Consider the following 25,724-nt stretch of genomic DNA (forward strand, 5'->3'; position numbering starts at 1 on the left):
TGTTGGTGTGCCGCCTTGGACCGCCGAGAGCGCGAGGTAGATGCACGAAAAGAATCGTCGCTCGAGTGTAGCGAAGCCGCCTGGGTAAGGCCTCAGTCTCTCGGCTACAGCGGCGCGTAGGCGGTGACAAGAACAAGGACAACGAGCCCAAATGCGCCGATACCGCCGGCCATGATGGCGAGCGCAAGGGTGAGCTTTCCGTCGGGCAGAATCGCTCTGTCACCGTGCGTGATGGTCGCGTGGCTCACGCGTCGATACCGATGCGCAGAGATACGCCAGATCGTGACTGCACCGACGAGACCGATCAGTCCGGGCAGAAACCAGAGCGGATTGCCCAAGATCGTGGGGAGCAGCCGCATCGCCACGATCGAACCGACGGCAATCGAGAGCATTGTTCGCCGCCACGCGAGCTCAGTTCGCTCGGGTTGCAGACCCTTGTCGAAGTCAGATGGCCTCATCGCATGATGACGGCGAGAGTGACGAGCACTCCGGCAACGCTGACAGCAACCATGAGCACACTTCCGAGCAGCGAGGCTGGCAGCGGCTTGTCTTCGCGCAGCGCACGCTCAGTGCGAGCCCAACTGATCCATGCGAGCACGGGAACGAGTGTGCCCGCGATAACGAGAACGATAGATGCGGCAAGGCGCAGGCCGGGGTTGAGATCGAGGCCGAGCACTTCTAACGCCACACCTGCCGCCACCAGAGCGAGCGCGGTGCGGATCCAGGCGAGGTAGGTTCGCTCGTTCGCGAGGGTGAAGCGTGCGTCGGGTTCATCACCGCGGCCGTATACGAACGACGGAAAACGTGCCACGGGGGTCCTCTCAGTTGCATTGACCGGTTCCAGAATACGCGTGCCGGGTCGTGTTGATCTCGCGCCTCGCAGTAACGTCAATGCATGGGTGCCGCGCCACGCTGCGACATGGCTGGCCCCCACACGCTGGCCACTCCGAGTGGGGTGCGGCATAATCCGAATCACTAGCGACTCGTTCAGGACCACAACAATGCCTTGCACTCCTCTTTCCGGCACTCAGCATGCGCTTCGGACCGGCGCCTATGAAGCTGTCATTGCGAGCGTGGGCGCCACGCTTCGCTCGCTCACCTTCGAAGGGCGCGACCTCGTCGTGCCCTTCGCGCCAGACGAAGTGCGGCCCGCGTATCGGGGTGCGACGCTCGTGCCGTGGCCGAACCGGGTGACCGACGGCCGGTACACATTTGACGGAACGGAATATCAACTCGCTCTCACCGAACCCGCACGAGACCATGCCCTGCACGGTCTCGCGGCGTGGCTCGACTACGAAGCCGTTGACAAAGGACCCAGCCACGTGACTCTGGCTGCGGTAATTCCCGCGCAGACGTCGTACCCGTGGCGCATCTCGATTCGCACGACCTTCACTCTTACCAGGGAAGGGCTCACGCAAAGCGTCGAGGCGACGAATGAGTCGGCGGATGCTGCGCCGTTCGGCACCGCCCCACACCCCTACCTCGTGGCGGGTGCGGGCAGCGTCGACGGCTGGACGCTCGAACTGCCCGCAGCGCAGGTGCTGACCGTGACGCAAGAACGTTTGATTCCCGAGCGTCTTGAGCAGGTCGATGCCGTGAATCCCTCGCGGTTCGACTTTCGCGCGCCGCGTCTGATCGGCACCGCTGAGATCGACCACGCCTATACCGGACTCGCCCGCGACGCTCACGACCGTGCGACGGTGAATCTCACCGACTCCCACGGGTGCGGAGTCTCAATGTCGTGGGATGCCTCGTGCCCGTGGGTTCAGGTGCATACCGCCGACACCGGGGTTGCGGCAACGCACCGAATCGGTCTGGCGGTTGAACCGATGACCTGTGCGCCCGACGCGTTCAACGACGCCACCTACGACTACGACACCGGGCTTATCGTGATCGAACCCGGTGACACCACGGTGGCGTCCTGGAGAATTGTCGCGCTCTGACGGGGATTCGCCGGTCTCGGTAATGCAAAGGGCCCCGGAGTGTTCTCCGAGGCCCTTGCAATGCCGCACTCAGCGGTCGAACGCGCGATCAGTTGTCGCGCAGGTCTTCTTTGATCTCATTGCGCGTTTCGACTGAGTCGCGCTCCGCTTCGGCCTTCTTGACGTCAGCATCTGCCTTCATCTCGTCAGCCTTATCGCCGATCTTGTCGGCGGTGTCGTGTGCAGAACGCTTGATACTTTCTCCAACCGCTTCTGCGGTCTCTTTGGCATCGTCCATGAATCCCATGTCGCGCTCCTTCCGGGGTTGCTCTAGTGTTCCACGATAGAAACCGACATCCTCTCGAACAAGGCCCTTGCGCCAATCGTGGTGGCTTGTTAGACGGCCCAGACTGCCATGGCTGGGGCTCCGCGATCGGGTATCGCGGGCGTCGCGCGATCACCCCTATGCTGTGAATATGCTGAACATGAACTCTGTCACGTCAACCGCAGACATTGGCACGCTCTTCGGGTCAATCTCAATCCCAGGAATCATCGTCTACGTGCTGGTCGCTGTCGCACTGTGGCGGGTATTCGACAAGGCGGGATACCCGGGAATCCTCGCCATCATCCCAATCGTGAACTTCTTCGTCCTCACCAAGATCGCGGGCTTCTCTGCTTGGCTCGGTCTGCTCTTCCTTGTGCCGATCGTCAACATCGTGTTCTCGATCATCGTCGCGCTTCGCGTGGGCCGCGCCTTCGACAAGGGCGGCGTCTTCTCGTTCTTCCTGCTGTGGATGTTCGCATTCATCGGCTACTTCATCATCGGCTTCGGCAAGGAGACCTACACCAAGCCCGTGTAGTCGCCGGATGTCAAAGGCCCGTATGCACTCAGTGCATACGGGCCTTTCGCAGTTGGCGTGAAGTGCCACGTACGGGGCTGTCTCGTTCAGATTGCAGAGGGAGAGAGGTCGCTAGGCGGCGATCGCCTGCGGGAAGTGCTCCGTGAGAACCCTGCGCCACTTGTTGGAGGGCAGGTCAGGGCGAAGCGCAGCGAGACCGGTGCCGTACTTTGAAATCTTGGCGGGACGGTGGTGGTGTCGCCACAGCGCTCGGTCGAGAGCTCCAGCACGCTGGCCTGACTTGGTCTCGATGATGACCGCCCCAGGCAGGCTCATCCGAGTTCCGTTGGCATCGGCCCATTCAAGTTCGATGTCGATCGTCGCGCGCGACGCCGTGGATGCCTCGCCCGCTTCGGGTGCCAGAAGCAACGTGGCTCGACGGTAGCGCGTCTCGAGGACTGGTTGTAGCCCATGGGCAATGCGGCCAGCAGCGGGAATGCCGGCATCAGCGAGCATTTCTGCGGCGTAGCGCACGCCGTTGTCGTCGAGCGATTCGTCGATAACCGGAACGCGGTCTTTGACAGTGGCGGAACGACCACCGCGGGTCTTTACCTCGAGAAACGAGCCGCCCGAGTCGACGTATGTGCGCGAACGCACCTTGAACCGGCGTCGACGACCGTGCGCTGCGCCGAGGTAGCTGTCGAACCTCGGGGTGTCGTAGTAGTGCGAGGCGTATCGCAGGGCGCGTTCGCCGTCGATCTCAAGGATCGCGGCGCCTTCGGGCAGCTCGGCCAGCACCGCTGCGACGTCGGCGGCGCGCAGGATGTACTTGCGGTCGACCCGGGTCTGCAGCGACGCCTGCTCATTGAGGTCAGCAAGAGAAACGGTAGGCAGTGCGCTCAGCTGCGTGATCGCGGAGCTCATCGCTGCGCCTGCAGAGTGCCTGTTGCCGACGTGATGGTTGCCGAGTTCGTCGTTGGGGGAGTCACGGGTGTGCTCGGGTTTGCGCGGCGAGGTACTCGGGGTGAGTTGTAGCGGACGTTGACCGAAGTGGTGTCTGAGACCAGATCGATCGAGCGCACGGTGACGGTAGCATTCTCGCAGCCGAGCAGCTCTTCGACCGCTGTCTGCAACTCAGCATCGTTGAGGTACGCGCGGTCCAGCGTCAACGAACGCTCTTGCGAACGCCGCAGCAGCTGAGGCGAGTCGACGATCGAGATCACGATGACAACCAGCGCGATGAGCAGCGCGCTCAGCCAGGTGATCGAACCCGAGATGCCGGCGATCAGCCCGATAGCCAAAGCTGCAAAGTAGTAGGCGATCTCGCTCTGTTCGATTTCACGCGAGCGCAACCGGATGATCGAGAGCACCCCGAATAGCCCAAGGCCGAGGCCGGCGCTGATCGTCGATGAGCCGAGAACCATGGCGACAGCCAGCACACCGACGTTGATTCCCACAAACGCGACGGCAAGGTCGCGACGGCGATGGCGGGGGTAATACACCGCGAAAGCAAGCAGGCCGATCGCGAGCAGATCGATGGCAATGACGATGAGTTGACTCATGGGGTGTCCTCCGGAAATTCGTTACATTCCTATTGAGGGCCTCACACCTATGCGCTTGCTATGACAGGTCTTTGTTCGAGCGAGGAGTTACGAATTGGTAACGGGGCTCGGGTGCTTGTCTATCCCTTGATCGGTGTTGTGGTGTCGACCGCCTCGCGAAGCGTTTTGCGCATGGCCGACCAGTAGTGACTCGGCGCGATGCGAGTTATCGCGTCAACAAGTCGTGCTTCCCGGCCGATGAAGGTGCGTGTGCGCCGATTGACGGTGGCATCGACAATGGTGCGCGCAGCGTCTTCCGGCTCGGTGCGATACATCTTCGCCTGAGCGTGCGCGGCGCGTTGCGCGATCGCGGGATCGAGGGCAGCGGCATAGCGTCCGTGCAGAATGATGCCCGTCTTGACTCCCGCCGGGTACACACCGCCGACCGTCACCGTCGAACCCTCTAGCTCGTGTCGCAGCGACTCGGTGAACCCGCGCACGGCGTGTTTGCTCATCGCATATGGGATGCGGCCAGCCGGTGCGGCGAGCCCGTAGATGCTGACCAGATGAGTGATATGAGCGGCGGATTCGCGACGCATCGCCGGGATGAGTGCCTTCGTGATATTGACGGTGCCCCAGAGGTTCACATCCATCAGCCAACGCATTTCAGCCATGGTCAGCTGATCGATGTTTCCGAGCATTGACGACCCAGCGCACGTGATCAGCGCTTGGATGTGAGCATGAGACGCCTCGATGTCTGCTGCCACTGCGACCACGGCGTCGTCATCAGTGAGGTCGATCAGATGAGAAGTGTGGCCCGTGCCGGGCAGGCTGGCAAGGATTGTCGCGAGACCTTCTTCGTTGCGGTCGAGCAGGGCGACTCTGCCGCCGCGGCGAGCGATATCGCGGGCAACATCAGCACCCATTCCGCTCGCAGCGCCCGTAATGACGGTCGTCTTGTCGCGCGTTTCGAGGGGTTTGTTCCTGGCCACAGTTTCACCTTGTCGTCTTTGAAGAGGGTCGCCGTCTATTGTCACTGATGGAACAGGGTGCTACTGACGCTAGCCTTCAGGTTGGAGGTTGTGATGGGAAAGACAGCGGATGCCATTGCTGAAGGCGTCGCTATTGCGTACGCCGCCGCCAAATTGGTGATTCGCAACCGCATTCTGGTCGACACGATTGCTCGCGGCGAAGATTTCGATGCGGCGAGGTTCGCCTCGTTCGCCCAAGAGACGCTCAACCACCTTGCCCAGGAACAAGAAGAAGCCGCTGAGCTCGCGAGGCGTCAAGCCAAGCGGGCGTGGGGAAAGTTCAGCGATTCGGGTGGCACCCATGACTATCGCGACCGCGACACGAGAAATCTCCGCAAGCGACGCAAACAGTACCGCGGCGTAGCCAAGCAGCTGCGTCTGCATGCCGAAGACCCTCACGCGGTGAGAGTGCTCGTAGAGCAATCACGCGATGCGGCGTGGGGAGATGTCGCGGCCAACCTCGAGCGTCGCCTGAACGTTGAGGGCATGCGCCCCGACTTGGACCCGAACTATCAGATGATGCGCAATGCCCGAATGCAGTCGTTGCGACTGGTCGATCTGCCCAAACTTGCCGCGCACCGGCGACATTTGAAAGACGGCGAATCCGCACAGGTCAGCGCTGCCGCACCGAGCGAAGACGCGCCCGCGCCCCGTCGAGCTGGCATCGACCTGAGCGAACTAGACGGTTGAGCCGGCGCCGATTCGCGGCATCCTGCCCCGATTCGCGAGTAGCGCGCGCGTGGGGTATTCTTGATTCTCGGTGCTTGTGAGAGCAAGCACCATGCGCCCGTAGCTCAATGGATAGAGCATCTGACTACGGATCAGAAGGTTGGGAGTTCGAGTCTCTTCGGGCGCACACTGTGTTGAGACAGTAATTGAGAAAGAGCGTCGGGAAACCGACGCTCTTTTTTTATGCTCAACAGCGTCGCGAGTCGGCAAAGGATAGCCGAGCTGAACGTCATCGTTTGCCTTGTGTGCGCCCCAAGTAGTCTCGATGCATGCCTGAGGTGAGATGAACAGCGCCCGGCTGGCCGCCGAAAAGGCCAGGGTGTCGGTTGTGATTCCGGTGAAAGACGACAGCGTTGCGCTGGCGCGATGCTTGCGCGCGTTGAAGAAGCAGACGCGCAACATCGACGAGATCATCGTTGTCGACAACGGTTCGTCTGATTCCTCCGCGAACGTGGCCACAGCGGCAGGCGCAACCGTGGTGACATGCGAAGAGCCGGGTATTCCCGCAGCGAGTGCCCACGGCTACGACCTCGCCAGCGGAGACTTCATTCTGCGGCTCGATGCAGACTGCGTTCCGTCGGGAATCTGGGTGCAGTCGATCTGCGAGGCATTCGTTCGACGCCCCGACGTTGCCGTGTTCACGGGTGGGGCGCGCTTTATCGATGGCCCCAAGGCTTTGCGTGGCCCCATCGCGGTTGCCTATCTCGCGAGTTACGTCGCAACGACGCTGCCGGCACTCGGTCACCTTCCGGTGTTCGGCTCGAATCTCGCCATGCGCCGTGAGGTCTGGCGTTCTGCGAGGTTCAAGGTGCATCGCCACGACCAACATGTTCACGACGACCTCGATCTTGCCTTTCACATTGGCGAGCGTTACCGCATTCGGTACCTGGCCGATGCATCGATGGGAATGTCGATGCGACCGTTCAACAGTGCACGCTCGTTCGCGTTGCGTATGTATCGCGGCTTTCGCACCGTTCTGATTCACTGGCCCGCCGACTTCGCACCGGTCAGATGGGTAAAGCTCGTTCTCTATCGCACGGTCGTTGCGCCGAGGCGGCAGAAGGGCACAGACATATGAACCAGGATGCCGATCGCGAACCGCCTGCGCTCGTTGGCCTGGCCACGCCGCCAGCGTTGCACCTGATGAGCTGGAACATCCGCCGCCGGGTGCCGTCGCCCCACTGGCGCAGAGCCGATCGCTGGTCTCACCGGGCCCCGTCAATAGCAGCGTTGTTGCGCGCCGAACGGCCCACGATTCTCGGGATACAAGAGGCGCTCGCTGGCCAAGCGCAGTTTGTTGCGCACTCCCTCGGCGATCGCTATCGAAGTATCGGCGTCGGACGCAGTCGCAGCGGTCGCGGCGAAGGCTGCCCACTGTTTTACGACGCCGATCGACTCGAGCTGACGTCGTGGGAGCAACTGGCGCTCTCTGACCGCCCGCACAAACCAGGGTCAGTGTCGTGGATGTCGTGGGGTAACGTGTTTCCGCGGATCATGGTGGCCGCGTCGTTTCGCGACCGCGACACAGCAGCATCCCTCTGTGTGATCAACACTCACTTTGACCATCTCTCGCAACGCTCCCGCGTACGCTCGGCACGGGCGGTGCGACGTCGCGCACTTGAACAGCCACATCCGGCAGCGATCATGGGAGATCTCAACGCGGGGCCGCACTCGCCTGCAGTGCGCGAGCTGCTCGGCAACGGCGAACTGGTCGATACTTGGGCGGCTGCCGAGGCGCGGGTGAGCGACGAGTGGGCGACCTACGCCAACTATCGTCCGCCGCGACCTGAGGGAAAGCGCATTGACATGATTGCCGCAACGCCGGGCGTCGCTGTGCTGAGAGCGGCCATCAATCCCCGACAGTACAGCGGCGCGTGGGGCTCTGATCACCTTCCGATTCATGCGATGGTGGATGCTACCCAGCAGGAGCGAATCGAATGATCGAGAACTTCTTACGCCGCCCGCAGACTCTCGGTGAGGGGGCGGCAGATGCAGTACGAGTGATCGGCGCGCTCAGCGTCGTGGTCGCCGCTATCTGGTTCGACCTCACAGACGCGGGGGTGCTGGCGTTTGCTTTGCCCGGCCTGATGGTGCCCCGTTTCGTCGGAGTGCGATCGTGGTTCGACATCACGTGCTCGGTGACGCTGCTTGTCGCAGCGTGGAGCAATGTGTTCGACCTATACACGAGCGTGGCTTGGTGGGACCTTGCTGTGCACCTCGTGTGCACAGGTGTAGCCGCTGCGTTGCTCTACGTGCTGTTGGCGCGCATTCACATTCTGCCTAGCCAGCGCAGTGAGCGCTTCGTTCCGGCGGGGGCCGTCGTGGTCGTGACCGCCTTCGGCCTCGCGCTGAGTGCCGTGTGGGAAATGGTCGAATGGATTGGCTTCACTTTCATCAGCGACGACATCTTCGTCGCCTACGGCGACACCATCGCCGACATGGCCGTCGGTGGCGTCGGTGCCCTGCTCGCAGGGTTCGCCGTCGCGCACCTCACCCTGCTGCGAGACTAGGGGCCGCAGCAGCGACAGCGCGGCGGCAATGTCAGCTGAGCAGCAGTTCCCAACCGTCGCCCTCAGCGTGCTCGAAGATCAGGTTGGTTTCGGTGTGCGACACCGCGGGGTGGCCGGTCAGATGAGCCAACACGAACTCTCGCAACTCGCCCGAATCGCGAGCGGCGACGTGGAGCAGGTAGTCGTCAGCACCAGCCATATGGAACAGGCTTAGCACTCCCGGCAGGCTTGGGGCAGCACGTCGAAAAGCCTCGATCTCCTCGCGCGCGTGCTTGACCAACCGAACGGCGACGAGAGCCTGCACTGTCGCGCCGATTGCAGTCGGATCGATCTCGGCACGAAAGCGCCGAATCACGCCGTTGCTCTGCAGACGGCGCAGTCTGAGCGACACCGTTGACTCTGCGATGCCCAGTGTCGTGGCGAGGGATGAGCCAGACGCTCGCGCATTGGCCGTGAGTGCGCGCAGGAGTGCTCGGTCGGTTTTATCGAGATCAAGGACCTTCGCCATGTTGCTCCTCCAGAAGCGCCGCCACGCAGAATATTTGAAGTTTCGGGCAATCAGTGCGGATGCTGCAGACGTGATTGCCACTTCTTCCATAATCTGTTGTTCTGGCTCGATGGGCAACAGACAGCAGCGATTCGACACCAGAGCCGTGCACGCGGGAATGGAAGGACTCAGAGAAAGCGGAGCGCACGTTCCTCCGATCGACTTCTCCACCACATACCCGTTGCCCGATGTTGATTCCGGTGGCCTCGCGTACGAAGAGCTTGCTACCGGCCAAGATCTCGGCGCTGGGCGAAGCGCGGTGTACCAGCGGCTCTGGCAGCCCGGTGTCGCTCGATTTGAAGACGCGCTCGCCGAGCTTGAAGAGACAGACGGCGCGGTGGCGTTCGCCAGCGGCATGGCCGCTCTCTCGGCATGTCTGATCGCATCGGTCACTGCAGGAAAACCACACATCGTTGCGGTTCGGCCGCTGTATGGCGGCACCGATCACGTGTTGGCCAGCGGCCTGCTGGGCACAACGGTCACCTGGGCGAGCGTCGACGAGATTGCAGCATCCATTCGCCCCGAGACCGGGCTGGTGATCGTCGAGACCCCCGCGAACCCGACCCTTGAGCTTGTCGACCTCGCGCAGGTGGCGCTGGCCGCCGGCGATGTGCCGGTGCTTGTCGACAACACGTTTGCGACCCCGGTGCTGCAGAAGCCAAAGCGTCATGGCGCCACTTTGGTTCTGCACAGTGCGACCAAGTACCTCGGTGGTCATGGCGATGCCATGGGTGGTGTGGTCGCGGGCGATCGGTCGTGGGTGGAGCGCTTGCGGCAAGTGCGCGCTTTGACCGGTGGACTGCTTCACCCGATGGGGGCATACCTATTGCACCGCGGTCTGCGCACGCTGCCGTTGCGTGTTCGTGCGCAGCAAGACACCGCGGCGACGCTGGCAGAGCGAGTGAGTGCGCATCCCGCCGTTCGCCGGGTTTTCTACCCGGGACTGCCCGGACAAGATCCCAAGGGGCTGCTGGGCACTCAGCTTGACGGCGCCGGGTCGATCGTGGCGATCGAACTTGCGGGCGGATACGATGCCGCCGCGTGCTTCACAGAATCATGCGCGCTGATTGAGCATGCGGTATCGCTCGGCGGTGTGGACTCGCTGGTGCAGCATCCGGCCTCTTTGACCCACCGTCCGGTAGCCGCCCCGGCCAAACCGGGTGCCGGTATTGTTCGCCTCTCGATCGGACTCGAGCATGTTGACGATCTCACCGATGACTTGATGGCGGCACTCGATGCGGCCCACGCCATCTCGCCCGCCGAGGCTCAGACACCTGAAGATGCCCGGCTGGTTCACGCGCGCTGAGCGCGGCTGATTCGCAGGGAAGCGTAACCTGAAGACGTGAGCGCATACGTTTCGGCGTTCGAGTTGTTCTCCATTGGGATCGGACCCTCGAGCTCCCACACCGTCGGTCCCATGCGGGCTGCCCGCGACTTTGCGGCGCGTCTGCGCGCTGCCGGGCTGCTCGATGAGGTCTCGCGCGTGACGTGCACTCTGTATGGTTCGCTAGGCGCAACGGGAATCGGCCACGGCACACCCGACGCCGTTGTCGCCGGGCTGAAGGGGCTCGAGCCCGAGACGGTCGACCCAGCCGACGTGCGTCAGGCGTGGTCGGGATGGACTGATGGCGCGACGCTGCTCATCGACGGCTCGCGCCCCGTGCCGTTTTCGCGGAGCGACATCGAGATGCTGCCGCGCACCCGCTTGCCCGCTCATCCGAACGCGATGACGATGACGGCCCTGGGCGACAATGACAGCACTTTGCTCAGTGACACCTACTACTCAGTCGGCGGCGGCTTCATCCGCCGCGAGGGTGAGCCGACGCGGGTGCAGTCGCACGCTTTTCCGCTGACATTCTCTTCAGCAGATGAATTGCTTGCCACATGCGACGATCGGGGGATCACGATCGCCGAAGCCGCGCGCATGAATGAAGAAGCGTTGCGCACTGACGCAGAGATCGCCGCGGGCCTCGACGCCATCTGGGACGCCATGGCAGGCAGTGTCGAAGCGGGTCTGCGCGCTGGCGGCATGTTGCCCGGTGGGCTGCAAGTCAAGCGGCGCGCCTCGATGATCAGGCGTCAGCTGGATGCTGCCGAGGCCGAGGGCCACCAAGAGATTCCGGGGGAATGGATGGGAGCGTTCGCGCTCGCCGTCAACGAAGAGAATGCCGCCGGAGGACGCGTGGTGACAGCGCCCACCAATGGTGCGGCGGGCATCGTTCCGGCTGTTGCGATGTACTGGTGGCGGTTCTTGGCTGAGTCTGGCCTCGGCGCGGGCAATGCGGTCACCCCCTACGGGGAGCTCGTAGGCAGCGCGCTGCTCGGGTTCTCGGGCGAGGTCGCCGGAGCGGCGGAGCTCGCTCAGGCGGTGGCTGACGATGCCGCGGTCGCTGAGGCGAACCGTCGCCGCGGCATCCGTCGTTTTCTGCTCACTGCAACGGCGCTGGGCTCGCTGTTCAAAGCGAATGCATCGATTTCTGGAGCCGAGGGCGGATGCCAGGCTGAAGTGGGTTCTGCATGCGCGATGGCGGCAGGAGGGCTGACCGCGGTCATGGGAGGCACCAACCGTCAGATCGAGAACGCGGCCGAAATCGCCATGGAGCACCACCTGGGGTTGACCTGCGACCCGGTCGGTGGGCTCGTGCAGATTCCGTGCATCGAGCGCAACGCGATCGCGGCATCGACGGCGGTCACAGCGGCGCGACTGGCGCTGCGCGGCGACGGCTCGCACCATGTTTCGCTCGATATGGTCGTGGAGACGATGCGCCAAACCGGACTCGACATGTCGACCAAGTACAAAGAGACCAGTGAAGGCGGGCTCGCCGTCAACGTCATCGAGTGCTGACGCGCGCGTAGGCGCGTGCATCACTGCTCGTGTGGGCGATTGTGCGGGAATCGCGCCGTGGTTTCCGCACTTTGCCACACACAAGGGTGGTGCACCGCCACACACGAGGGGCGCACCGCGGCGAACTAGGTCGCGACCCAACCGTGGCGCGTGAGTGCGTCGCGGACGATCGCCGTTGCGCGCGGGTGCGGTCCGCGAATGTGGGCAGACGTCAGGCGGACAACTTCCCAGCCCTCCGCAACGTATGCGGAGTACTTCTCGATGTCGCGGTTCCATTGTTTTCGGTCGGTGCGGTGATGGTCGCCCTCGACCTCGACGAGCGTGCCAAACTCTCGGTACACAAACTCAGTGATCCCGATGCGGCGTCCCCGGCGGTCGAAGATCTCGACATCCAGTTCAGGTTCGGGAAGCCCGGCGGCCGCGGCATCCAGCCGATAGTCCGTCTCGAGTGGTGACGCGCAGCCCACTCGAATTTGTTCGAGGGCTTGGCGCAGTCTTGAGGCGCCGATTCGTCGCCCGGCATCAAGCGCAGCCTGCAGCTGATCAACAGTGGCGAGTTCATGATTCAGCATGAGAAACCCTTGCCGGGTCCGGGGTACGCGCACCAACATGTCTCCCACCGCGACGAGCTGGCGAACGGTGAGTTCAGCTCCGAGCATTGCCCACGTCGAGGCCGGCGACGAGACTCGCATGCCCGCGCACTTGCTCACCGCAACGAGATGTTTCGAGACCTTGATTGCCCGCACGCCCCGCCGCCTCGGGGCATCGGCGGGGTGGATTGCGGCGACGACAAGCTCGTCGCAGTGAACAACGGGCGCGCCGAACAACACCGCCGCCGTCGAACCGGCGAAGAACCAACCGGCGCTCATCACCTGCTCAAACGCCTTCGCCTTTCGCTCGATCGCAGCCCGCTGCGTTGAATCGTGGTTGAACGCAGCAAGCACATGCGGCGTCTCCGGCAACATTCGCACGCCGTGGAATGGCCGCTCAAGGCCCACGGAGCGAAGTCGGGCAGCGCTCACGCCGCGTTCGAGCGCCGCGTGCACCGCGAACGCGTCACCGAGTTCGTCAGGCAGCGCCCGCGCAGGTCGAGACATTTCAGCAGTCTCATGGTCGGCCGCACCTCGGTGGCTACGCAGGAACTACTGCGTGCGCGTCGCCTCATTGCGGCTCCCTGTGGAGGACGAATGCTGGCCGCACCAGCGGCGCCCGAGCGAGAAGCTGCGCCGCTGCGGTGAGGGCTCACAGCACTACCTGTGGACGAGGGATGCCGCAACCGGGCGTGCCTGCGTAGGCTGGCCCCGTGAAGGAATATGTCGTTCCCACGCCAAAACGGCGCCGCGGCCGCCCACCCGCAGGCGAGTCGAACACCCGCGAGCGCATTCTGTATGCCGCGATCGACGAGTTTGGCGAAGCGGGCTATGACGGAGCCACGATGCGTGCCATTGCGGCGCGCGCAGACGTGGACGCTGCCCTCGTGCATCACTACTTCGGCACGAAGGCTGACCTGTTCGGTGAAGCGGTGGGTGCGCCGATGCGCCCCGATGTGGCGTTGCCTGAGATTCTGGCCGGGCCTCAATCCGAGGTGGGCGAGCGGATCATCCGATATCTGCTTGAGTCGTGGGACAAGCCCGAGGTGCAACGGCGAGGCGTGGCCCTGATGCGTACAGCGCTCGGCAACCGGCTCACCACACCGCTGCTCGCAGGCTTTCTCTCTCGCGAGGTGATCGGCCGAGTATCAGGCACGCTCGATAGCGACGACGCGCAGCTGCGAGCCAGTTTGGTCGCCTCGCAGATCGCGGGATTGATCGTTGCGCGCTACGTGATCAAGTTGCCAGCGCTGTCGCATGCCTCTATCGACGAACTTGTGGAACGCGTTGCCCCAACTGTTCAGCGCTATCTCCACGGTTGACCCGAACTCGCATCGACCCGAACTCGCAGTGAAAGGACGCAGATGTCTTTCCAGGCATACCTCGACAACATCGAAGACAAGACCGGAATCACTCCGCGTGAATTTGTCGACCTCGCCACTGCGAAAGGGTTCGGGCCTGGCGCCAAGGCTGGCGAGATAGTCGCGTGGCTTGCCGACGACTATGGGCTCGGCCGAGGGCATGCGATGGCCTTGGTCCATGTGATCACCAAGGGCCCCAAGATCGCGGCGAAACATGTCGGCACGGCAGGTGCACATTCCGATGTGTCGGATGAGCTTTGGCTAGACGGAAAGGCTACGAACCCCGCAAGCGCTTGACGCTCTATCCTTCAAGCGGAATAATTCATCGCATGATGAATAAATTGGCGGATGCTTCATCGCAGTCGCCTGGTGCAGCAGATGCGCCAGCCGTGCAGGTGAGAGGCCTTGAAGTGTCTCGCGGATCCACGAAAGTGTTCGACCGGCTTGACCTCGACATCGCGCGGGGGCATATCACGGGGCTGCTGGGCCCGTCAGGGTGCGGCAAGACCACGCTGATGCGTGCGATCGTCGGGGTGCAGAAGGTAGCTGGCGGCAGTATCACCGTGCTCGGGAGCCCCGCCGGTGCGAAGAACCTGCGCCACCGCGTTGCCTACGACACTCAAGCGGCCTCGGTGTACTCCGACCTGACGATCGAACAGAACCTCAAGTACTTCGCCCGCCTCATCGCAGCACCGGCGAGCGACGTTGACCGCGTGATCGAGCAGGTCGGTCTCGGCACGCAGCGCAGCCAGACGATCGACTCGCTGAGCGGAGGGCAAGAGAGCCGCGTCTCACTTGCGGTCGCCATGCTCGGTGAGCCCGAGCTGATTGTGCTTGACGAGCCAACGGTGGGTCTCGACCCGGTGCTGAGGGCCGAACTCTGGCAGATCTTCCGCGGGCTCGCCGACGCAGGCACTACCTTGATTGTCTCCAGCCACGTGATGGATGAAGCCACCCGGTGCGACAGCCTGCTTCTGATGCGAGCAGGTCGGGTCATTGCCGATACCACGGCGCAGCAGCTCTTGAGCGACACCGGCACAACTGATGCCGACGCCGCCTTTTTGGCTTTGATCGAAAGGGATGCTGCCGCATCCCGTTCGAGCGAGAACCCCGCGGCAGCATCCGCACCGAAAGAAGCCGAGCCTGCGGCGCCGCATTCCGAAGGGGAATCCGAGGCCCCACCACTCACTCGCCGAGAAGCGCGCGAGCAGTCGGGGAGCGAGCAATGAACGGCGGCCGCACGCTCGCCACCGCTGGACGGGTGATGCGCCAACTGCGACATGATCCACGCTCGATCGCGCTGATGCTGATTGCGCCGAGCCTGCTCGTGGGACTGTTCGCCTGGCTCTTCGTCGATCAAGAGGGCGTGTTCGACACCTTCGGTGGGGCCATTCTGGGTCTCTTTCCGTTCATTGTGATGTTTCTCATCACCTCGATCACCACGCTTCGTGAACGCCGCTCAGGCACGCTCGAGCGGTTGATGACGACACCGATCAGCAAGACGGACTTCATTCTTGGCTATGCCCTCGCATTCGGGCTGATGGCCGCCATTCAAGCCGTCGTGACGGTTTCGTTCGCCGTGTTCGTGTGCGGGCTGACTGTCGATGGTCCACTGTGGCAACTCGGCCTGGTCGCGGTGATCGACGCCGTTCTCGGTGCCGCTCTCGGACTGCTTGCGAGCGCCTTCGCGCGAACAGAGTTTCAAGCAGTGCAGTTCATGCCATTGCTGGTCTTCCCGCAGATCATTCTGGGTGGCTTGTTCATGCCACGCGAAGATATGCCCGACGCGCTCTATGTGATCTCGAACTTTCTGCCGCTCAGCTATGCGATCGACACCATCAACGCGGTGACTGCCGGCGATGAGGGATGGGACGTATTCGCACCGATGCTCGTGGTTGCAGCCTTCACCGTTGGCGCACTGGTTCTCGCGCCGCTGACTCTGCGTCGCAGAACGCCCTAGAAGCGGCGTCAGTCGTCGGGTGCGGTGTGTCGCAGCTTCGCGGTCAGCGCGCGGAGCTGTTCAAGTTCTTCGTCGCTGAGCACTGCCATTCTGCGCGCGATAGATGCTCCGTGCCGAGAGGCAATCCGACGAAACAGCGCGGAACCTTCGTCAGTCGCGCGAACCAGCGAGCCGCGGCCATCGTGCGGATCGGGGCACTTGGTCAGTAGCCCTCGAGCGGTCATCCGATCAACGAGACGAGACACGCTGGGCTGGCTGATCAGCATGTTGCCGGTGACATCTCGCAGGCGGGCCGTGAGGTCTTCGCCTCGCGTGACCGTCAACAGCACGTCGTACTCTTCCTGTGAGAGGGTGTCGTCGAAGTCATCACTGATCTCGGCGAATATTGCGTGCTGCGCGCGAAAGAGACTCTCCCACGCATCGATAGCAAGGCGACGATCGGTCATGGCATCAGATTATCGACCTGTGGCCTGGTCGTAGGCTGGGCGGGTGATCGAGAACCAGAGGAAACAACGCCGCGCAGACCGCGTTCGCCGCCGATGGGCTCGCCTCGCAGCGCTTGCCACGATGGTATCGGTGTTGCTTGTCGGTGGCGCGGCGGCACCTGCGATCGCGGATTCCCAGAGCGCCTCTGATGTGGTGCTCGCTGACGTGGACGACTTCACATTTCAGAGCTTGGACGTCGAGTACGAGCTAGGCCGTGCAGACGACGGCACGAGCACTGCTCTCGTGACCGAGACGTTCGTGGCGTTGTTTCCCGACTATGACCAGAACCGCGGCATGCGGCGCAGCATCCCTGATTCCTATCTAGACGCGCCTACTGACCCCCAACTCATTTCGATCACTGATGGTGAGGGCAACGAGCGCCCGAGTGAGATTGACCACGACGACGGCTACTACTCGATGACTTCGCGCTCAGACGACTATCTGCAAGGGCCGCAGACGTATGTGTTCACCTACACGCTGATCAATGTCGCCCGTTACTTCGAGAACACCGGCTCCGACGAGTTCTATTGGAATGTCAACGGCACCGAGTGGCGCCAGTCATTCGGCCAAGTTACGGCTCGGGTGACGATGTCGGATGAGTTGGATGCTGCGCGAACCGGCCAACAGGCCTGCTATGTCGGATACGCCGACGACACCACCGCGTGTGCGATCGCCGACGAAGGTGACGTGATCGCCGCCGGTGCGTCGAATGTGCTGGCATACCAGACGATGACTGTCGCAATAGGCTTCGAGGCCGGCACATTCGCCACGTTCGATTCGTCGGTGTTTGCCTCGGGATGGGGCTGGGCGCAGCTGCTCGCGGCGCTTGCACTGATCGGATCGGTGGTGTTGGCCGGCGTGAATCGGGCACGATTCCTGCGAGACGCGCCGGGGCGACCCACGATCATCACCGAATTCTCTCCGCCACCGGTGATCGACGCGCTCGAGAGCGCGGTGCTGCTGGGCCTCACAACAAAGGCGATTCCTGCTGAGGTTCTGGAACAAGCCGTCGTGGGAAGCATTCGCATTATTGAGGGCGAGCGAAAGCTCTTCGGCGGCACGAAGCTCATCGCCCAACTGGTCGACCCGTCTAGGGCAGATGGCGATGGGCGCATGCTCTTGAAAGGTCTCTTTCCGAGCGGTCAGCCGGGAGAGGAGTTCGAGTTCGGGCGCAGCGATACTCGCTTCTCCTCCGCGGCGCAGGGGATTTTGAAGGCGGCGCAACAAGAGCTCACGAACCGAGGCCTGCGGCGTGAAGTGCCATCCGGGGTGCGCGCTGTGCCGAGCCTCCTGGCGTTCGTCTCTGCTGCGGCCGTGGTGATCTTCGGTTTTCTCGCGATCGCCAACTTTGTCTCTGCACTCGTGCCGATTGCGTTGTTGATCGCGGCGATTCCCGCGTTCTTCGTGGCGATCGGGCTGGTGGCTCACAAACCCTTGACCGCCAAGGGTGCAGAGATCCGAGACCATCTCAAGGGACTCAAAGTGTTCATCGAGTGGGCTGAGGCTGATCGCATCCGGATGCTGCAGTCACCCGCCGGTGCGGAACGGGCGCCCATCGACACCGCGGACTCACGACAGATGTTGCGGCTTTACGAGACGCTGTTGCCGTTCGCAGTCGTCTTCGGCCAAGAGGAGGAGTGGGCACGAGAGCTTGCGGTTCTGTATGGTGCGGGCAACTCGCCGGGTTGGTACGTGGGTGCTGCAGGCTTCAATGCAGCGTCATTCTCGAGCGGCATCTCTACGCTTTCGGCCAGCACCGCGTCGTCGTCGTCGACATCGGGCGGCTCGAGCGGCGGCGGTTCGGCCGGTGGTGGTGGTGGCGGCGGTGGTGGCGGGGGAGTGTGAGTGGCTTCGCCCGCGCAGCATCCATCGACTTTTGCGCAAAAGTAAGGCCCGGTCAGAGAGGCTTCTGACCGGGCCTGACTTTTGCGCAAAAGTAAGGCCCGGTCAGAGAGGCTTCTGACCGGGCCTTGTCCCTTGCACCAAGAGTGTCCTGCAATCACATGTCGGTAGCTGCCACAGCAAAACAACTACCGTTCCTGAACTCTATAACGGAAAGATAACGGCGGCAAGCCTTTTGCGTTATCTGTTTGTGATTATTTTTTCCTGCGTCGCGTCTCGCGCTATCTGTATGGCTGGCGGCGTCAGCGGGACGACGGGAGAGTGAGGATCTCGGCACCGGTCTCGGTGATCGCGATGGTGTGCTCGGTGTGCGCGGTGCGGCTGCCGGTGGCGCTGCGGAGGGTCCAGCCGTCGTCATCGACGACGAGCTTGTCGGTGTCGGCCATGATCCACGGTTCCAGGGCGAGGAGGAGTCCGGGGCGCAGCTGGTAGCCGCGGCCGGGGCGACCGGTGTTGGGCACGTGCGGGTCGCCGTGCATCGTGGTTCCGATCCCGTGCCCGCCGTACTCGGTGTTGACGAGGTATCCATCGGCCTTGAGCACCGTGCCGATGGCTCGAGAGAGGTCACCAATCTTCGCGCCGGGGCGGGCGGCAGCGATACCGGCAGCAAGCGCACGCTCGGTTGTGTCGATCATCGCGAGGTCTTCCGGGCGCTGCTTCTCACCGACGGTGAAGCTGATCGCGGCGTCGGCGGCGATGCCTCCCGTCAGCACAGCGAGATCAAGGGTGAGCAGATCGCCGTCGGCAAGGGCGTAGTCGTGCGGCATTCCGTGTAGTACCGCGTCGTTGACGGCGGTGCAGATGTAGTGACCGAAGGGTCCGTTCCCGAAGGAGGGGGCATAGTCGACGTAGCACGACACGGCGCCAGCGTCCAGGATCATCTCCTTCGCCCAGGCGTCGATCTCAAGCAGGTTCGTGCCGACGGTCGCGCGCGCTTTCATCGCGTGCAAGACATCGGCGACGAGCGCTCCACTCACACGGGCTTGGTCGACCTGGGCAGAAGTCAGGATCTCGATCATCGTGCTCTCCCTTGGATATCGGGATAACTATACCGGTTCCACGGATGCTGGTAATAGTATTGGCGACGTGATGGTGCGGCTTCCCCTCAGCGCTGCGGACCTTGACCGCGGCCGCAGGCTCGGCGCGGTACTGCGCCAAAAGCGCGGCAGGCGAACGATGCCCGAGGTCGCGCTCGCGGCAGGGATATCACCGGAAACGCTCCGAAAGATCGAGTCGGGACGCATTGCAACGCCGTCGTTCCAGACGGTCGCCGCGATCGCTGGCGCGGTCGGCCTCTCGCTCGACCAGCTGTGGGCCGAGGTCGAAGCATCAGCCGTCGCATAGCGTTCTGCCATGGAAGAGCCGCTATCGGTCAGTCAAAAAAACTGACACTCGAACCCCACGTCGGCTACTTCGCGTTCTGTCAACTCGAGTGAGATCAGACAGCGCGGGTGCGAAGATCGAAGCATGGCTAGCGATCGCAAGGACCGAGCTGATGAACGGCGGGCCGATGGTGACAACGACGGGCCTGTTGAAGAAGAGCTCGAGCTGGAATTCGAAGATGTCGTAGGCGAGGGCGCTGAGCGACTGCACCGCACCTTTCGCGCGACGCTTGTGACCGGTTTTCTCGGCGGCGTCGAGGTGGGTGTCGGTGTACTCGCCTATCTGGGCGTGCTCTATGCCACCGGCGATCAGCTGCTCGCCGGTGTGGCGTTCAGCGTTGGGCTGATTGCGCTGCTCTTGGCCCACAGCGAGCTGTTCACCGAGAACTTTCTCATGCCGATTGCGGCGCTCGTTGCTCGAGAAGGAACGGTCTTGCAGCTGGTCAAGCTCTGGTCGGGAACGCTGATTGCGAACCTATTCGGTGGCTGGCTGATGATGCTCATCATCGTGACCGCGTTCCCTGAATGGCACGAACTTCTCACCGAGACAGCGCACCACTTCATCGACGCGCCTTTTGACTGGCAGTTCGTAGCGCTCTCGATCTTGGGGGGCGCAGTGATCACGTTGATGACTCGGATGCAGGAGGGCGCGCACTCTGAGATGCCGAAGATCGCCGCAGCGGTCGTCGGAGGGTTCGTGTTGGCAGGGTTCCAGCTCTTCCATTCAATTCTCGACTCGCTGTTTGCATTCGGGGCGATCATCAGTGGCGCCGACGTCAGCTATCTCGACTGGATGGGCTGGTTCTTCCCCGTGCTCGGGCTCAACTTGCTGGGCGGTGTGGCGCTGGTCACCGCATTGCGCATTGTGCGCGGCGGCGAGCTGTTCGAAATTCGCAGACGCAACAACAAGCACGCGAAAGCCGAAGATTAGGCCTACTCCGAGAGCGACCGACTGAGCACAGACAGTGTCGCCGCACGTGCCTTGAGCGCTGCGTCTCCGCGACGCGCGGCGAGCAGCGACACCACCGACTCGGTCATGAGCATGAGGGCCGCACGTGAGGTGTGTACGAGTTCTTCGCGAAACGAGTCATCGATAGGCGCGACGACGAGTGTCACATCAGCGCGCTCGGCGGCGGCAGACCGGGGGAACGACGTGATCACCAGCACGGTGGCACCGCTCGCGCGCGCGGCATCGATCACTTCAAGCGTCGCGCGGTTGGCACCCGAGCCGGAAACAACCAGACATGCTGACCCCTTGCCGAGCTGAGCCGCCGTGATCTGCTGGCCCATGGTGTCAGACATGTATTCGGCGGATCGCCCACTAGACACCAGCCGCATGGCAAGGTCGAGGCCGAGCGGAGCAGACAGGCCATTCGCCGCTACGAGAACCCGGTGCGACTCGTCCAACACCCGCACGAATTCTTCCAATGCCTCCTCGGTGAGGGCGGAGGTCGTTTGGCTGAGCCGGCCCGCTACGCGCTCGATCGACGCCCTGACCGCGCCAAGCATGGTTCCATCCGAAGCATCCGTCGCAGTTGGCGCGCCAAGCGCCACTTCGCGTGTGAGGGCCACGCGCAGCTGCGGGTAGCCGTCGTAACCGAGCGATTGCGCGGTGCGAATAACCGTCGCCCGCCCCACCCCGACAAGGTCGGCGATCTCTTGGGCAGTGCGTTCGATGGCTCTCTCGGCGTCGCCAGCGATGGCCTCGGCCACGCGCCTCTCGCTGGGCTGCAACGAAGGTGCGAGCATCGCGATCCGCACGGTAGGGGGTGCCTCAGCCGACCCTGTCCACATCGCGGCTCCTGGTTCTCTTCGGTTTAGCGGGGGCTTTCGTCGACATGCGTGCGCCGTTCATGATTCGTCGGCGAATCGCGCCAGAAATGGTATCCATAAGCATCGTTACGACGATGACCACGATCAGCAGCATCCCGACCGTATCCCACTCGCGAAAGTTGGTGTAGTTCGCGAGCATCGTGCCGATGCCGCCGGCGCCGACAAGACCGAGCACCGCCGAGGTGCGAATATTGATCTCGAATCGGTACAGCGCGAACGACATCAGCGTAGGCGCAGCAGCAGGCCACAACGCCCAGCGGGTCACCTCGGCGGTCCCGCCGCCCGCGGCGCGGACGGCGTCGGACGCCCCTTCTTGCACAGACTCGACCGTTTCATAGACCCACTTGCCCTGAGTTCCGATACCCGCGATGCCGAGGGCCAGCGCGCCGGTGAACGGGGTGAGCCCGGTGATGGTCAGAAGGATCAGGGCGATGATCACCTCAGGGACGGCGCGGATCACCGCAAACAGCCAGCGAAGCGGCAGGCGCACCCACGCGGGTCCGACCGAGTGGGCAGCCAGCATGCCGAGCGGAATGGAGACGACCACACACATGATTGCGCCCACCCACGCCATCGAGATTGACCGCCACATCTCGAACAGCGCGCGCGGCAGCTTCTCCCAGTTCGGGTTCTCGAACATCAAGACCGAATAGTGCCACACCTGTCCAGGTACGGCGCCCAGGTCGCTCCAGTCAATCGGCAATCCTGCAGCAGCGACGATGATGATCACGCCGGCAACAAGTGCCCATAGCGTGGGCACCAAACGTGACGGACGCGGTGGCACGGCGAAGTCGGTTCGCTGAAGACTCATACGAGACGCCTCCGGAGTGCGTTGGACGCGATTTCGATCAGGATCACCACAACGAGAATTTCGAGAATGATGATCGAGACGTCGTCGTATGCATAGAACGCGCGTCGTTCGTCGAGGAGTCGACCGATGCCGCCAGCCCCCACGATTCCAAGTATGGCTGAGATGCGCACATTGAGCTCGAGCGTGTAGAGCCACTGGTTGGCAAAGAGCGGCCACGACTGCGGCAGGGCCGTCACGCGGTTGATCTGCGCTTGTGTGCCGCCAGCGGTGTGACCCGCTTCCATGTAGTGGTGGTCGGCCGAGTCGATCGCTTCAGAGACCAGCTTCACGATGATGCCGATGTCGAACAAGAACAACGTCATGAGGCCAGGCAGGGCACCGACGCCGACCATCGCGACCAGGATCGTGGCGTAGACGAGGTCGGGGACTGCGCGCACGACATTGATGACCATGCGGACGGTATTGCGGGTAAAGGAGTTCGGGTTGGTCGGAGCTGCCGCCCACAGTGTGAGAGGCACCGAGACGATCGCGGCCGCGACGGCGCCGACCAGTGCCATCTGCAGCGTCTCGATCATGGGCCCGATGGTGCGGGGAATGAACGAGAAGTCAGGCTGGAACAGCTGTGCCATCAGACCCGAGCCGTTGTCCCAGTTGCGAATTAGCGCGCCGAAGTCGAGGTTGATGCCGCCGATGGCAGGGGTACAAGTAGCGATAGTGAAGGCGACGAAGGCGGCAACGATCAGGGCGACGCGCAGCCGCGCCGTCGGCTTGGGCGGAAGCGTGAATTCGCGAGCGGGTGCACTCACGAGCCCAGCCGATCATCTGGCTGGATTGGCCGGCCGTAGATCTGCTCGAAATCGCTCTCGGTGGCGTCTGCCGCAGAGCCGTCATACACCAGCTCGCCGTCGCGCAGGCCGATCATGCGGGTCGTGTAAGTGCGCGCCAGATCCATCAGGTGAATGTTGACCAGCACGGTAAGGCCGGCGTCGGTGTTGACGCGACGCAAGTCATTCATCACGGTGTGCGCAGTCGGGGGGTCAAGGCTGGCCACCGGCTCGTCGGCCAGCATGACACTCGGCTCTTGGGTTAGGGCGCGCGCAATCGCGACGCGCTGCTTCTGGCCGCCCGAGAGCTGGCCAGCTCGAATCCATACTTTTTCGAGCATGCCGACTGAGTCGAGCGCGCCGAGTGCGAGTTCGCGGTCATGGGGTGTCGTGATGCCGAGCATCGTGCGGTAGCTCGGCGTGTGCGCGAAGCGGCCGACGAGCACGTTGCGATACACACTCGTGCGATCGGCGAGGTTGAAGCCTTGAAAGATCATGCCGATGTGTCCACGCAACCGGCGAAGCTCGCGACCTCGCATGCCCGTCACCGTGTGCGGTCCTACGGTGACCGTGCCGCTGGTGGCGCCCACCAGCCCGTTGATCGTGCGGATGAGCGTCGACTTTCCCGAGCCCGAAAGCCCGACGATCGAGACCATCTCGCCCGCGGCGATGTCGAGTGACACTCCGCGCAGAGCGCGGGTGCCGTTGGGATAGGTCACCGACACATCGTCGAGACTGATGGACCACGACGCGGAGGCCGAGGGGCTAACCCCGGCCTCCGCGCGATGCGGGTCAATGTGCATGCATCGACTCTTTCAGTGAGTTGTTCAGTTCGAGAACTGAGCGAGGATCTCGCCGTAGCGAGCGATCTCGTCTTCAGCGGTTTCGCTGGTCCAGTCCGACAGGCCAACGAGGTCGAACATGACGCTCGCTGCCTCCTCAGACGAATCGGCGTAGCCATCCATCAGCTCGGTAAGGTCGGTCACGAGGTCAGCGGGCAGCGTGTTCGAGACAGCCACGCCACCGTTGGGGATCATGTCGGTGTAGGCGAAAGCCACAACCTTGTCGGCGATGTCAGGTGCCTCTTCGGTGACCGTGGTGCGGGCATCCCAGTAGGCGAACCCGATTTCAGCGTCGTCGTTGTAGACCGCAAGAACCGCGTTGTTGTTGCCCTCGACGGGAACCTGCGTGATGCCTGCGTCGGTGTCGATGCCCGCTTCGCGCATTGCCACGACGGGGTACTGGTAACCGGCAGGTGACGTTGCTGCTTGCAGGGCAACCATGGTTCCGTCGCTGATCTCAGCCAATGAGTCGAGGCCTGCTGCGCCCTGGCCCATGGCAGCCTCGCCGGCCGCTTCGATGCCGTTGCAGTACGACAGCTCGATGTCACTTGCCGCATAGGTTGACATCACGGGCTCGTCGGCGCAGTACTTGTCTGGGTTGTTCGTGAAGGCAACCGAGGCGTATGAGGTGGCACCGAAGCGCACGTCGCGAAGAACCAGTTCTGCGTCGTAGCGCTCGGTGGCGTTGTACAGCGATCCGGCGTCGGTGATGATGACCTGGGCCTGGTCGGCGCCGAGCGCCTCAACCGTGGCCGCGTAGTCGGTAGCGACCACGCCGTTGACCTCGATGCCGAGGTTGTCAGACAGGTAGGTCGTCAGCGGGTCGAGTGCTTCGGCGAGGTCTTCACCCTCGACCGACGGCACGAGCGAGATCGTGATCGACTCGGGCCACTCGGTGACCTCTTCGGTCGACGCGGTGTCGGAGCTGCTGCTGCAGCCGGCGAGGGTGAGGGCGGCGGTAGCCGCGACACCCGCGATGAGCAGGGACTTGCGCATAATCAGTTGGACCTTTCGGTGGACGTGGTGTTCGGGATGGCGGAAAGAGAAGTTGATGTCGCGACCCAGGCGATGATCTCGTCGTAGAGGTCGGCCAGGCTAGCGCCACGCATCGTGGTGGCAGCTGTCGAACGTGATGCGGTGGCTCCGACCAGTGCGGTGTCGGCGCCCAGACGGCTGGCCGGTGCGAGGTCGAACTCGAAGATGTCGCCGATAGAAAGTACGGGGCCGCGATCAAGTGCAGTGGCGATCACTGGCTCGAGCCCGTCGGGCTTGCCAACGCTGAAGTGCATTGCGTCGAACACTTCGGCTACGCCCCACGATTGCAGCACTGCGACGACGCCACTCCCGGGTGCGTTCGTGGCCAGTTCGAGGTTCGCTTGGTCGCCGATGCGCTCGAAGAACTCGGCGAGACCCGCGGGTGGGCTCACCGCTGCGCCGTGGGATCCAAGAATGGCGCGCGACGCGTTGTACGAGGCGCCGATGACGTCACGGTCGATTCCTTCTGACACCGCGACGCTTGTCACGGCGTCGTATCCGTCGCGGTAGCTGTGCTCACCGCTTTCGAATGCTGCCAGTGCAGCATCCGCTCGGCCGATGAACTCGGCGTCGTTTACTCGAGTCGAGATCTCGCGGGCGAACGCGGTGATGGGGCCATCACCGAGGGCAAGGGTGCCGTCGAAGTCGAAAAGTATGGTGGGGCTCACGGCTCTCCTTCTCATCCGGGCTGCTTTCCAACCCGGAGTGGACGTTGCGTCCATAGTGGCTGGTGA

31 protein-coding genes and 1 tRNA gene are annotated in these 25,724 nt (G+C 63.1%); 16 read left to right on the top strand and 16 right to left on the bottom strand.

Features of this window, described 5'->3' with window-relative positions:
• Positions 1-104 precede the first annotated feature (104 nt).
• Together WDU96_RS04350 and WDU96_RS04355 are read right to left on the bottom strand one after the other, a co-directional pair.
• Positions 105-458, bottom strand: a complete 354-nt coding sequence (locus WDU96_RS04350; RefSeq protein WP_337337261.1) for a DUF202 domain-containing protein — start codon at positions 456-458, stop codon at positions 105-107.
• Positions 455-811, bottom strand: a complete 357-nt coding sequence (locus tag WDU96_RS04355) for a YidH family protein (RefSeq protein WP_337337262.1) — start codon at positions 809-811, stop codon at positions 455-457. Before WDU96_RS04355 ends, WDU96_RS04350 begins: the two co-directional genes overlap by 4 nt.
• A 190-nt stretch (positions 812-1,001) precedes the next feature.
• On the opposite strand from WDU96_RS04355, the gene WDU96_RS04360 reads away from it, so the two are divergent.
• Positions 1,002-1,943: an aldose 1-epimerase family protein gene (locus WDU96_RS04360; RefSeq protein ID WP_337337263.1), complete on the top strand. Its 942-nt coding sequence runs from the start codon at positions 1,002-1,004 to the stop codon at positions 1,941-1,943.
• 88 nt (positions 1,944-2,031) lie between these two features.
• On the opposite strand, the gene WDU96_RS04365 is transcribed toward WDU96_RS04360, so the two are convergent.
• On the bottom strand, positions 2,032-2,229 hold the full coding sequence (locus tag WDU96_RS04365; protein ID WP_337337264.1) for a hypothetical protein: 198 nt from the start codon (positions 2,227-2,229) through the stop codon (positions 2,032-2,034).
• A 169-nt stretch (positions 2,230-2,398) separates the two neighbouring features.
• On the opposite strand from WDU96_RS04365, the gene WDU96_RS04370 reads away from it, so the two are divergent.
• Positions 2,399-2,782, top strand: a complete 384-nt coding sequence (locus WDU96_RS04370) for a DUF5684 domain-containing protein (protein ID WP_337337265.1) — start codon at positions 2,399-2,401, stop codon at positions 2,780-2,782.
• A gap of 111 nt (positions 2,783-2,893) precedes the next feature.
• Here the strand turns inward: WDU96_RS04370 and WDU96_RS04375 are convergent, their stop codons facing one another.
• The 3 genes from WDU96_RS04375 to WDU96_RS04385 all read right to left on the bottom strand — a co-directional run bounded on the left by WDU96_RS04375 (position 2,894) and on the right by WDU96_RS04385 (position 5,294).
• Positions 2,894-3,685, bottom strand: coding sequence for a polyphosphate polymerase domain-containing protein (locus WDU96_RS04375; protein WP_337337266.1), 792 nt, complete (start codon positions 3,683-3,685; stop codon positions 2,894-2,896).
• Complete coding sequence (locus tag WDU96_RS04380; protein ID WP_337337267.1) at positions 3,682-4,323, bottom strand: DUF4956 domain-containing protein; 642 nt, start codon at positions 4,321-4,323, stop codon at positions 3,682-3,684. Before WDU96_RS04380 ends, WDU96_RS04375 begins: the two co-directional genes overlap by 4 nt.
• A gap of 119 nt (positions 4,324-4,442) precedes the next feature.
• Entirely contained in the window at positions 4,443-5,294 is an 852-nt protein-coding gene (locus WDU96_RS04385) for an SDR family NAD(P)-dependent oxidoreductase (RefSeq protein ID WP_337337268.1), read from the bottom strand.
• 93 nt (positions 5,295-5,387) lie between these two features.
• Between WDU96_RS04385 and WDU96_RS04390 the strand changes: the two genes are divergently transcribed.
• The 5 genes from WDU96_RS04390 (at position 5,388) to WDU96_RS04410 (ending at position 8,572) form a co-directional block, all read left to right on the top strand.
• Complete coding sequence (locus WDU96_RS04390; RefSeq protein ID WP_337337269.1) at positions 5,388-6,023, top strand: asparagine synthase; 636 nt, start codon at positions 5,388-5,390, stop codon at positions 6,021-6,023.
• A 93-nt stretch (positions 6,024-6,116) separates the two neighbouring features.
• Positions 6,117-6,189: transfer RNA gene (locus tag WDU96_RS04395), tRNA-Arg, on the top strand.
• Positions 6,190-6,345: 156 nt separating this feature from the next.
• Positions 6,346-7,140 (top strand): glycosyltransferase family 2 protein, encoded by a 795-nt coding sequence (locus WDU96_RS04400; protein WP_337337270.1) that lies wholly within the window; start codon positions 6,346-6,348, stop codon positions 7,138-7,140.
• Positions 7,137-8,003, top strand: a complete 867-nt coding sequence (locus WDU96_RS04405) for an endonuclease/exonuclease/phosphatase family protein (protein ID WP_337337271.1) — start codon at positions 7,137-7,139, stop codon at positions 8,001-8,003. The genes WDU96_RS04400 and WDU96_RS04405 overlap by 4 nt, the downstream gene beginning before the upstream one ends.
• Positions 8,000-8,572 carry a DUF2238 domain-containing protein gene (locus WDU96_RS04410; protein WP_337337272.1) on the top strand — a complete coding sequence of 191 codons (573 nt, stop codon included), beginning with the start codon at positions 8,000-8,002 and terminating at the stop codon, positions 8,570-8,572. Before WDU96_RS04405 ends, WDU96_RS04410 begins: the two co-directional genes overlap by 4 nt.
• 31 nt (positions 8,573-8,603) lie before the next feature.
• Here WDU96_RS04410 and WDU96_RS04415 read toward each other — a convergent pair whose 3' ends face one another.
• Positions 8,604-9,080: an Lrp/AsnC family transcriptional regulator gene (locus WDU96_RS04415; RefSeq protein WP_337337273.1), complete on the bottom strand. Its 477-nt coding sequence runs from the start codon at positions 9,078-9,080 to the stop codon at positions 8,604-8,606.
• 109 nt (positions 9,081-9,189) lie between these two features.
• Between WDU96_RS04415 and WDU96_RS04420 the strand changes: the two genes are divergently transcribed.
• Positions 9,190-10,425 carry a trans-sulfuration enzyme family protein gene (locus WDU96_RS04420; RefSeq protein WP_337337274.1) on the top strand — a complete coding sequence of 412 codons (1,236 nt, stop codon included), beginning with the start codon at positions 9,190-9,192 and terminating at the stop codon, positions 10,423-10,425.
• A gap of 36 nt (positions 10,426-10,461) precedes the next feature.
• Positions 10,462-11,964 (top strand): L-serine ammonia-lyase, iron-sulfur-dependent, subunit alpha, encoded by a 1,503-nt coding sequence (locus WDU96_RS04425; RefSeq protein ID WP_337337275.1) that lies wholly within the window; start codon positions 10,462-10,464, stop codon positions 11,962-11,964.
• Positions 11,965-12,089: 125 nt separating this feature from the next.
• On the opposite strand, the gene WDU96_RS04430 is transcribed toward WDU96_RS04425, so the two are convergent.
• Positions 12,090-13,061 carry a hypothetical protein gene (locus WDU96_RS04430; protein WP_337337276.1) on the bottom strand — a complete coding sequence of 324 codons (972 nt, stop codon included), beginning with the start codon at positions 13,059-13,061 and terminating at the stop codon, positions 12,090-12,092.
• Positions 13,062-13,267: 206 nt separating this feature from the next.
• Here WDU96_RS04430 and WDU96_RS04435 point away from each other — a divergent pair, with 206 nt between their 5' ends.
• The 4 genes from WDU96_RS04435 to WDU96_RS04450 are packed head-to-tail and all read left to right on the top strand — an operon-like array spanning position 13,268 to position 15,875.
• Positions 13,268-13,876, top strand: a complete 609-nt coding sequence (locus WDU96_RS04435) for a TetR/AcrR family transcriptional regulator (RefSeq protein ID WP_337337277.1) — start codon at positions 13,268-13,270, stop codon at positions 13,874-13,876.
• 42 nt (positions 13,877-13,918) lie between these two features.
• On the top strand, positions 13,919-14,212 hold the full coding sequence (locus tag WDU96_RS04440) for a DUF4287 domain-containing protein (RefSeq protein ID WP_337337278.1): 294 nt from the start codon (positions 13,919-13,921) through the stop codon (positions 14,210-14,212).
• A 32-nt stretch (positions 14,213-14,244) separates the two neighbouring features.
• A complete protein-coding gene (locus tag WDU96_RS04445; RefSeq protein ID WP_337337279.1) occupies positions 14,245-15,144 on the top strand; it encodes an ABC transporter ATP-binding protein in 900 nt (299 codons plus the stop codon).
• Positions 15,141-15,875, top strand: a complete 735-nt coding sequence (locus WDU96_RS04450; protein WP_337337280.1) for an ABC transporter permease — start codon at positions 15,141-15,143, stop codon at positions 15,873-15,875. The genes WDU96_RS04445 and WDU96_RS04450 overlap by 4 nt, the downstream gene beginning before the upstream one ends.
• Before the next feature lie 8 nt (positions 15,876-15,883).
• Here WDU96_RS04450 and WDU96_RS04455 read toward each other — a convergent pair whose 3' ends face one another.
• Positions 15,884-16,321 carry a MarR family winged helix-turn-helix transcriptional regulator gene (locus tag WDU96_RS04455; RefSeq protein ID WP_337337281.1) on the bottom strand — a complete coding sequence of 146 codons (438 nt, stop codon included), beginning with the start codon at positions 16,319-16,321 and terminating at the stop codon, positions 15,884-15,886.
• A gap of 43 nt (positions 16,322-16,364) precedes the next feature.
• Here WDU96_RS04455 and WDU96_RS04460 point away from each other — a divergent pair, with 43 nt between their 5' ends.
• Positions 16,365-18,206, top strand: a complete 1,842-nt coding sequence (locus WDU96_RS04460; protein WP_337337282.1) for a DUF2207 domain-containing protein — start codon at positions 16,365-16,367, stop codon at positions 18,204-18,206.
• A gap of 299 nt (positions 18,207-18,505) precedes the next feature.
• On the opposite strand, the gene map is transcribed toward WDU96_RS04460, so the two are convergent.
• Positions 18,506-19,282 (bottom strand): type I methionyl aminopeptidase, encoded by a 777-nt coding sequence (gene map / locus WDU96_RS04465; RefSeq protein ID WP_337337283.1) that lies wholly within the window; start codon positions 19,280-19,282, stop codon positions 18,506-18,508.
• Positions 19,283-19,352: 70 nt separating this feature from the next.
• Between map and WDU96_RS04470 the strand changes: the two genes are divergently transcribed.
• Together WDU96_RS04470 and WDU96_RS04475 are read left to right on the top strand one after the other, a co-directional pair.
• A complete protein-coding gene (locus tag WDU96_RS04470; protein ID WP_337337647.1) occupies positions 19,353-19,607 on the top strand; it encodes a helix-turn-helix domain-containing protein in 255 nt (84 codons plus the stop codon).
• A gap of 123 nt (positions 19,608-19,730) precedes the next feature.
• Positions 19,731-20,576: a formate/nitrite transporter family protein gene (locus WDU96_RS04475; RefSeq protein ID WP_337337284.1), complete on the top strand. Its 846-nt coding sequence runs from the start codon at positions 19,731-19,733 to the stop codon at positions 20,574-20,576.
• A gap of 2 nt (positions 20,577-20,578) precedes the next feature.
• On the opposite strand, the gene WDU96_RS04480 is transcribed toward WDU96_RS04475, so the two are convergent.
• From WDU96_RS04480 to WDU96_RS04505, 6 genes are read right to left on the bottom strand one after another with little or no spacing between them, the layout of a single operon-like run.
• Complete coding sequence (locus WDU96_RS04480; protein WP_337337285.1) at positions 20,579-21,439, bottom strand: MurR/RpiR family transcriptional regulator; 861 nt, start codon at positions 21,437-21,439, stop codon at positions 20,579-20,581.
• Positions 21,420-22,289 carry a phosphonate ABC transporter, permease protein PhnE gene (gene phnE, locus WDU96_RS04485; protein ID WP_337337286.1) on the bottom strand — a complete coding sequence of 290 codons (870 nt, stop codon included), beginning with the start codon at positions 22,287-22,289 and terminating at the stop codon, positions 21,420-21,422. Before phnE (WDU96_RS04485) ends, WDU96_RS04480 begins: the two co-directional genes overlap by 20 nt.
• A complete protein-coding gene (gene phnE / locus WDU96_RS04490) occupies positions 22,286-23,095 on the bottom strand; it encodes a phosphonate ABC transporter, permease protein PhnE (protein ID WP_337337287.1) in 810 nt (269 codons plus the stop codon). Before phnE (WDU96_RS04490) ends, phnE (WDU96_RS04485) begins: the two co-directional genes overlap by 4 nt.
• Entirely contained in the window at positions 23,092-23,916 is an 825-nt protein-coding gene (phnC, locus tag WDU96_RS04495; RefSeq protein ID WP_337337288.1) for a phosphonate ABC transporter ATP-binding protein, read from the bottom strand. Before phnC ends, phnE (WDU96_RS04490) begins: the two co-directional genes overlap by 4 nt.
• Positions 23,917-23,940: 24 nt before the next feature.
• Entirely contained in the window at positions 23,941-24,951 is a 1,011-nt protein-coding gene (phnD, locus tag WDU96_RS04500; protein WP_337337289.1) for a phosphate/phosphite/phosphonate ABC transporter substrate-binding protein, read from the bottom strand.
• Positions 24,952-24,953: 2 nt separating this feature from the next.
• Positions 24,954-25,658 carry an HAD family hydrolase gene (locus tag WDU96_RS04505; RefSeq protein ID WP_337337290.1) on the bottom strand — a complete coding sequence of 235 codons (705 nt, stop codon included), beginning with the start codon at positions 25,656-25,658 and terminating at the stop codon, positions 24,954-24,956.
• Positions 25,659-25,724 lie beyond the last annotated feature (66 nt).

It is taken from the genome of Microbacterium marmarense (genome assembly GCF_037204165.1).
GTDB lineage: Bacteria > Actinomycetota > Actinomycetes > Actinomycetales > Microbacteriaceae > Microbacterium > Microbacterium marmarense.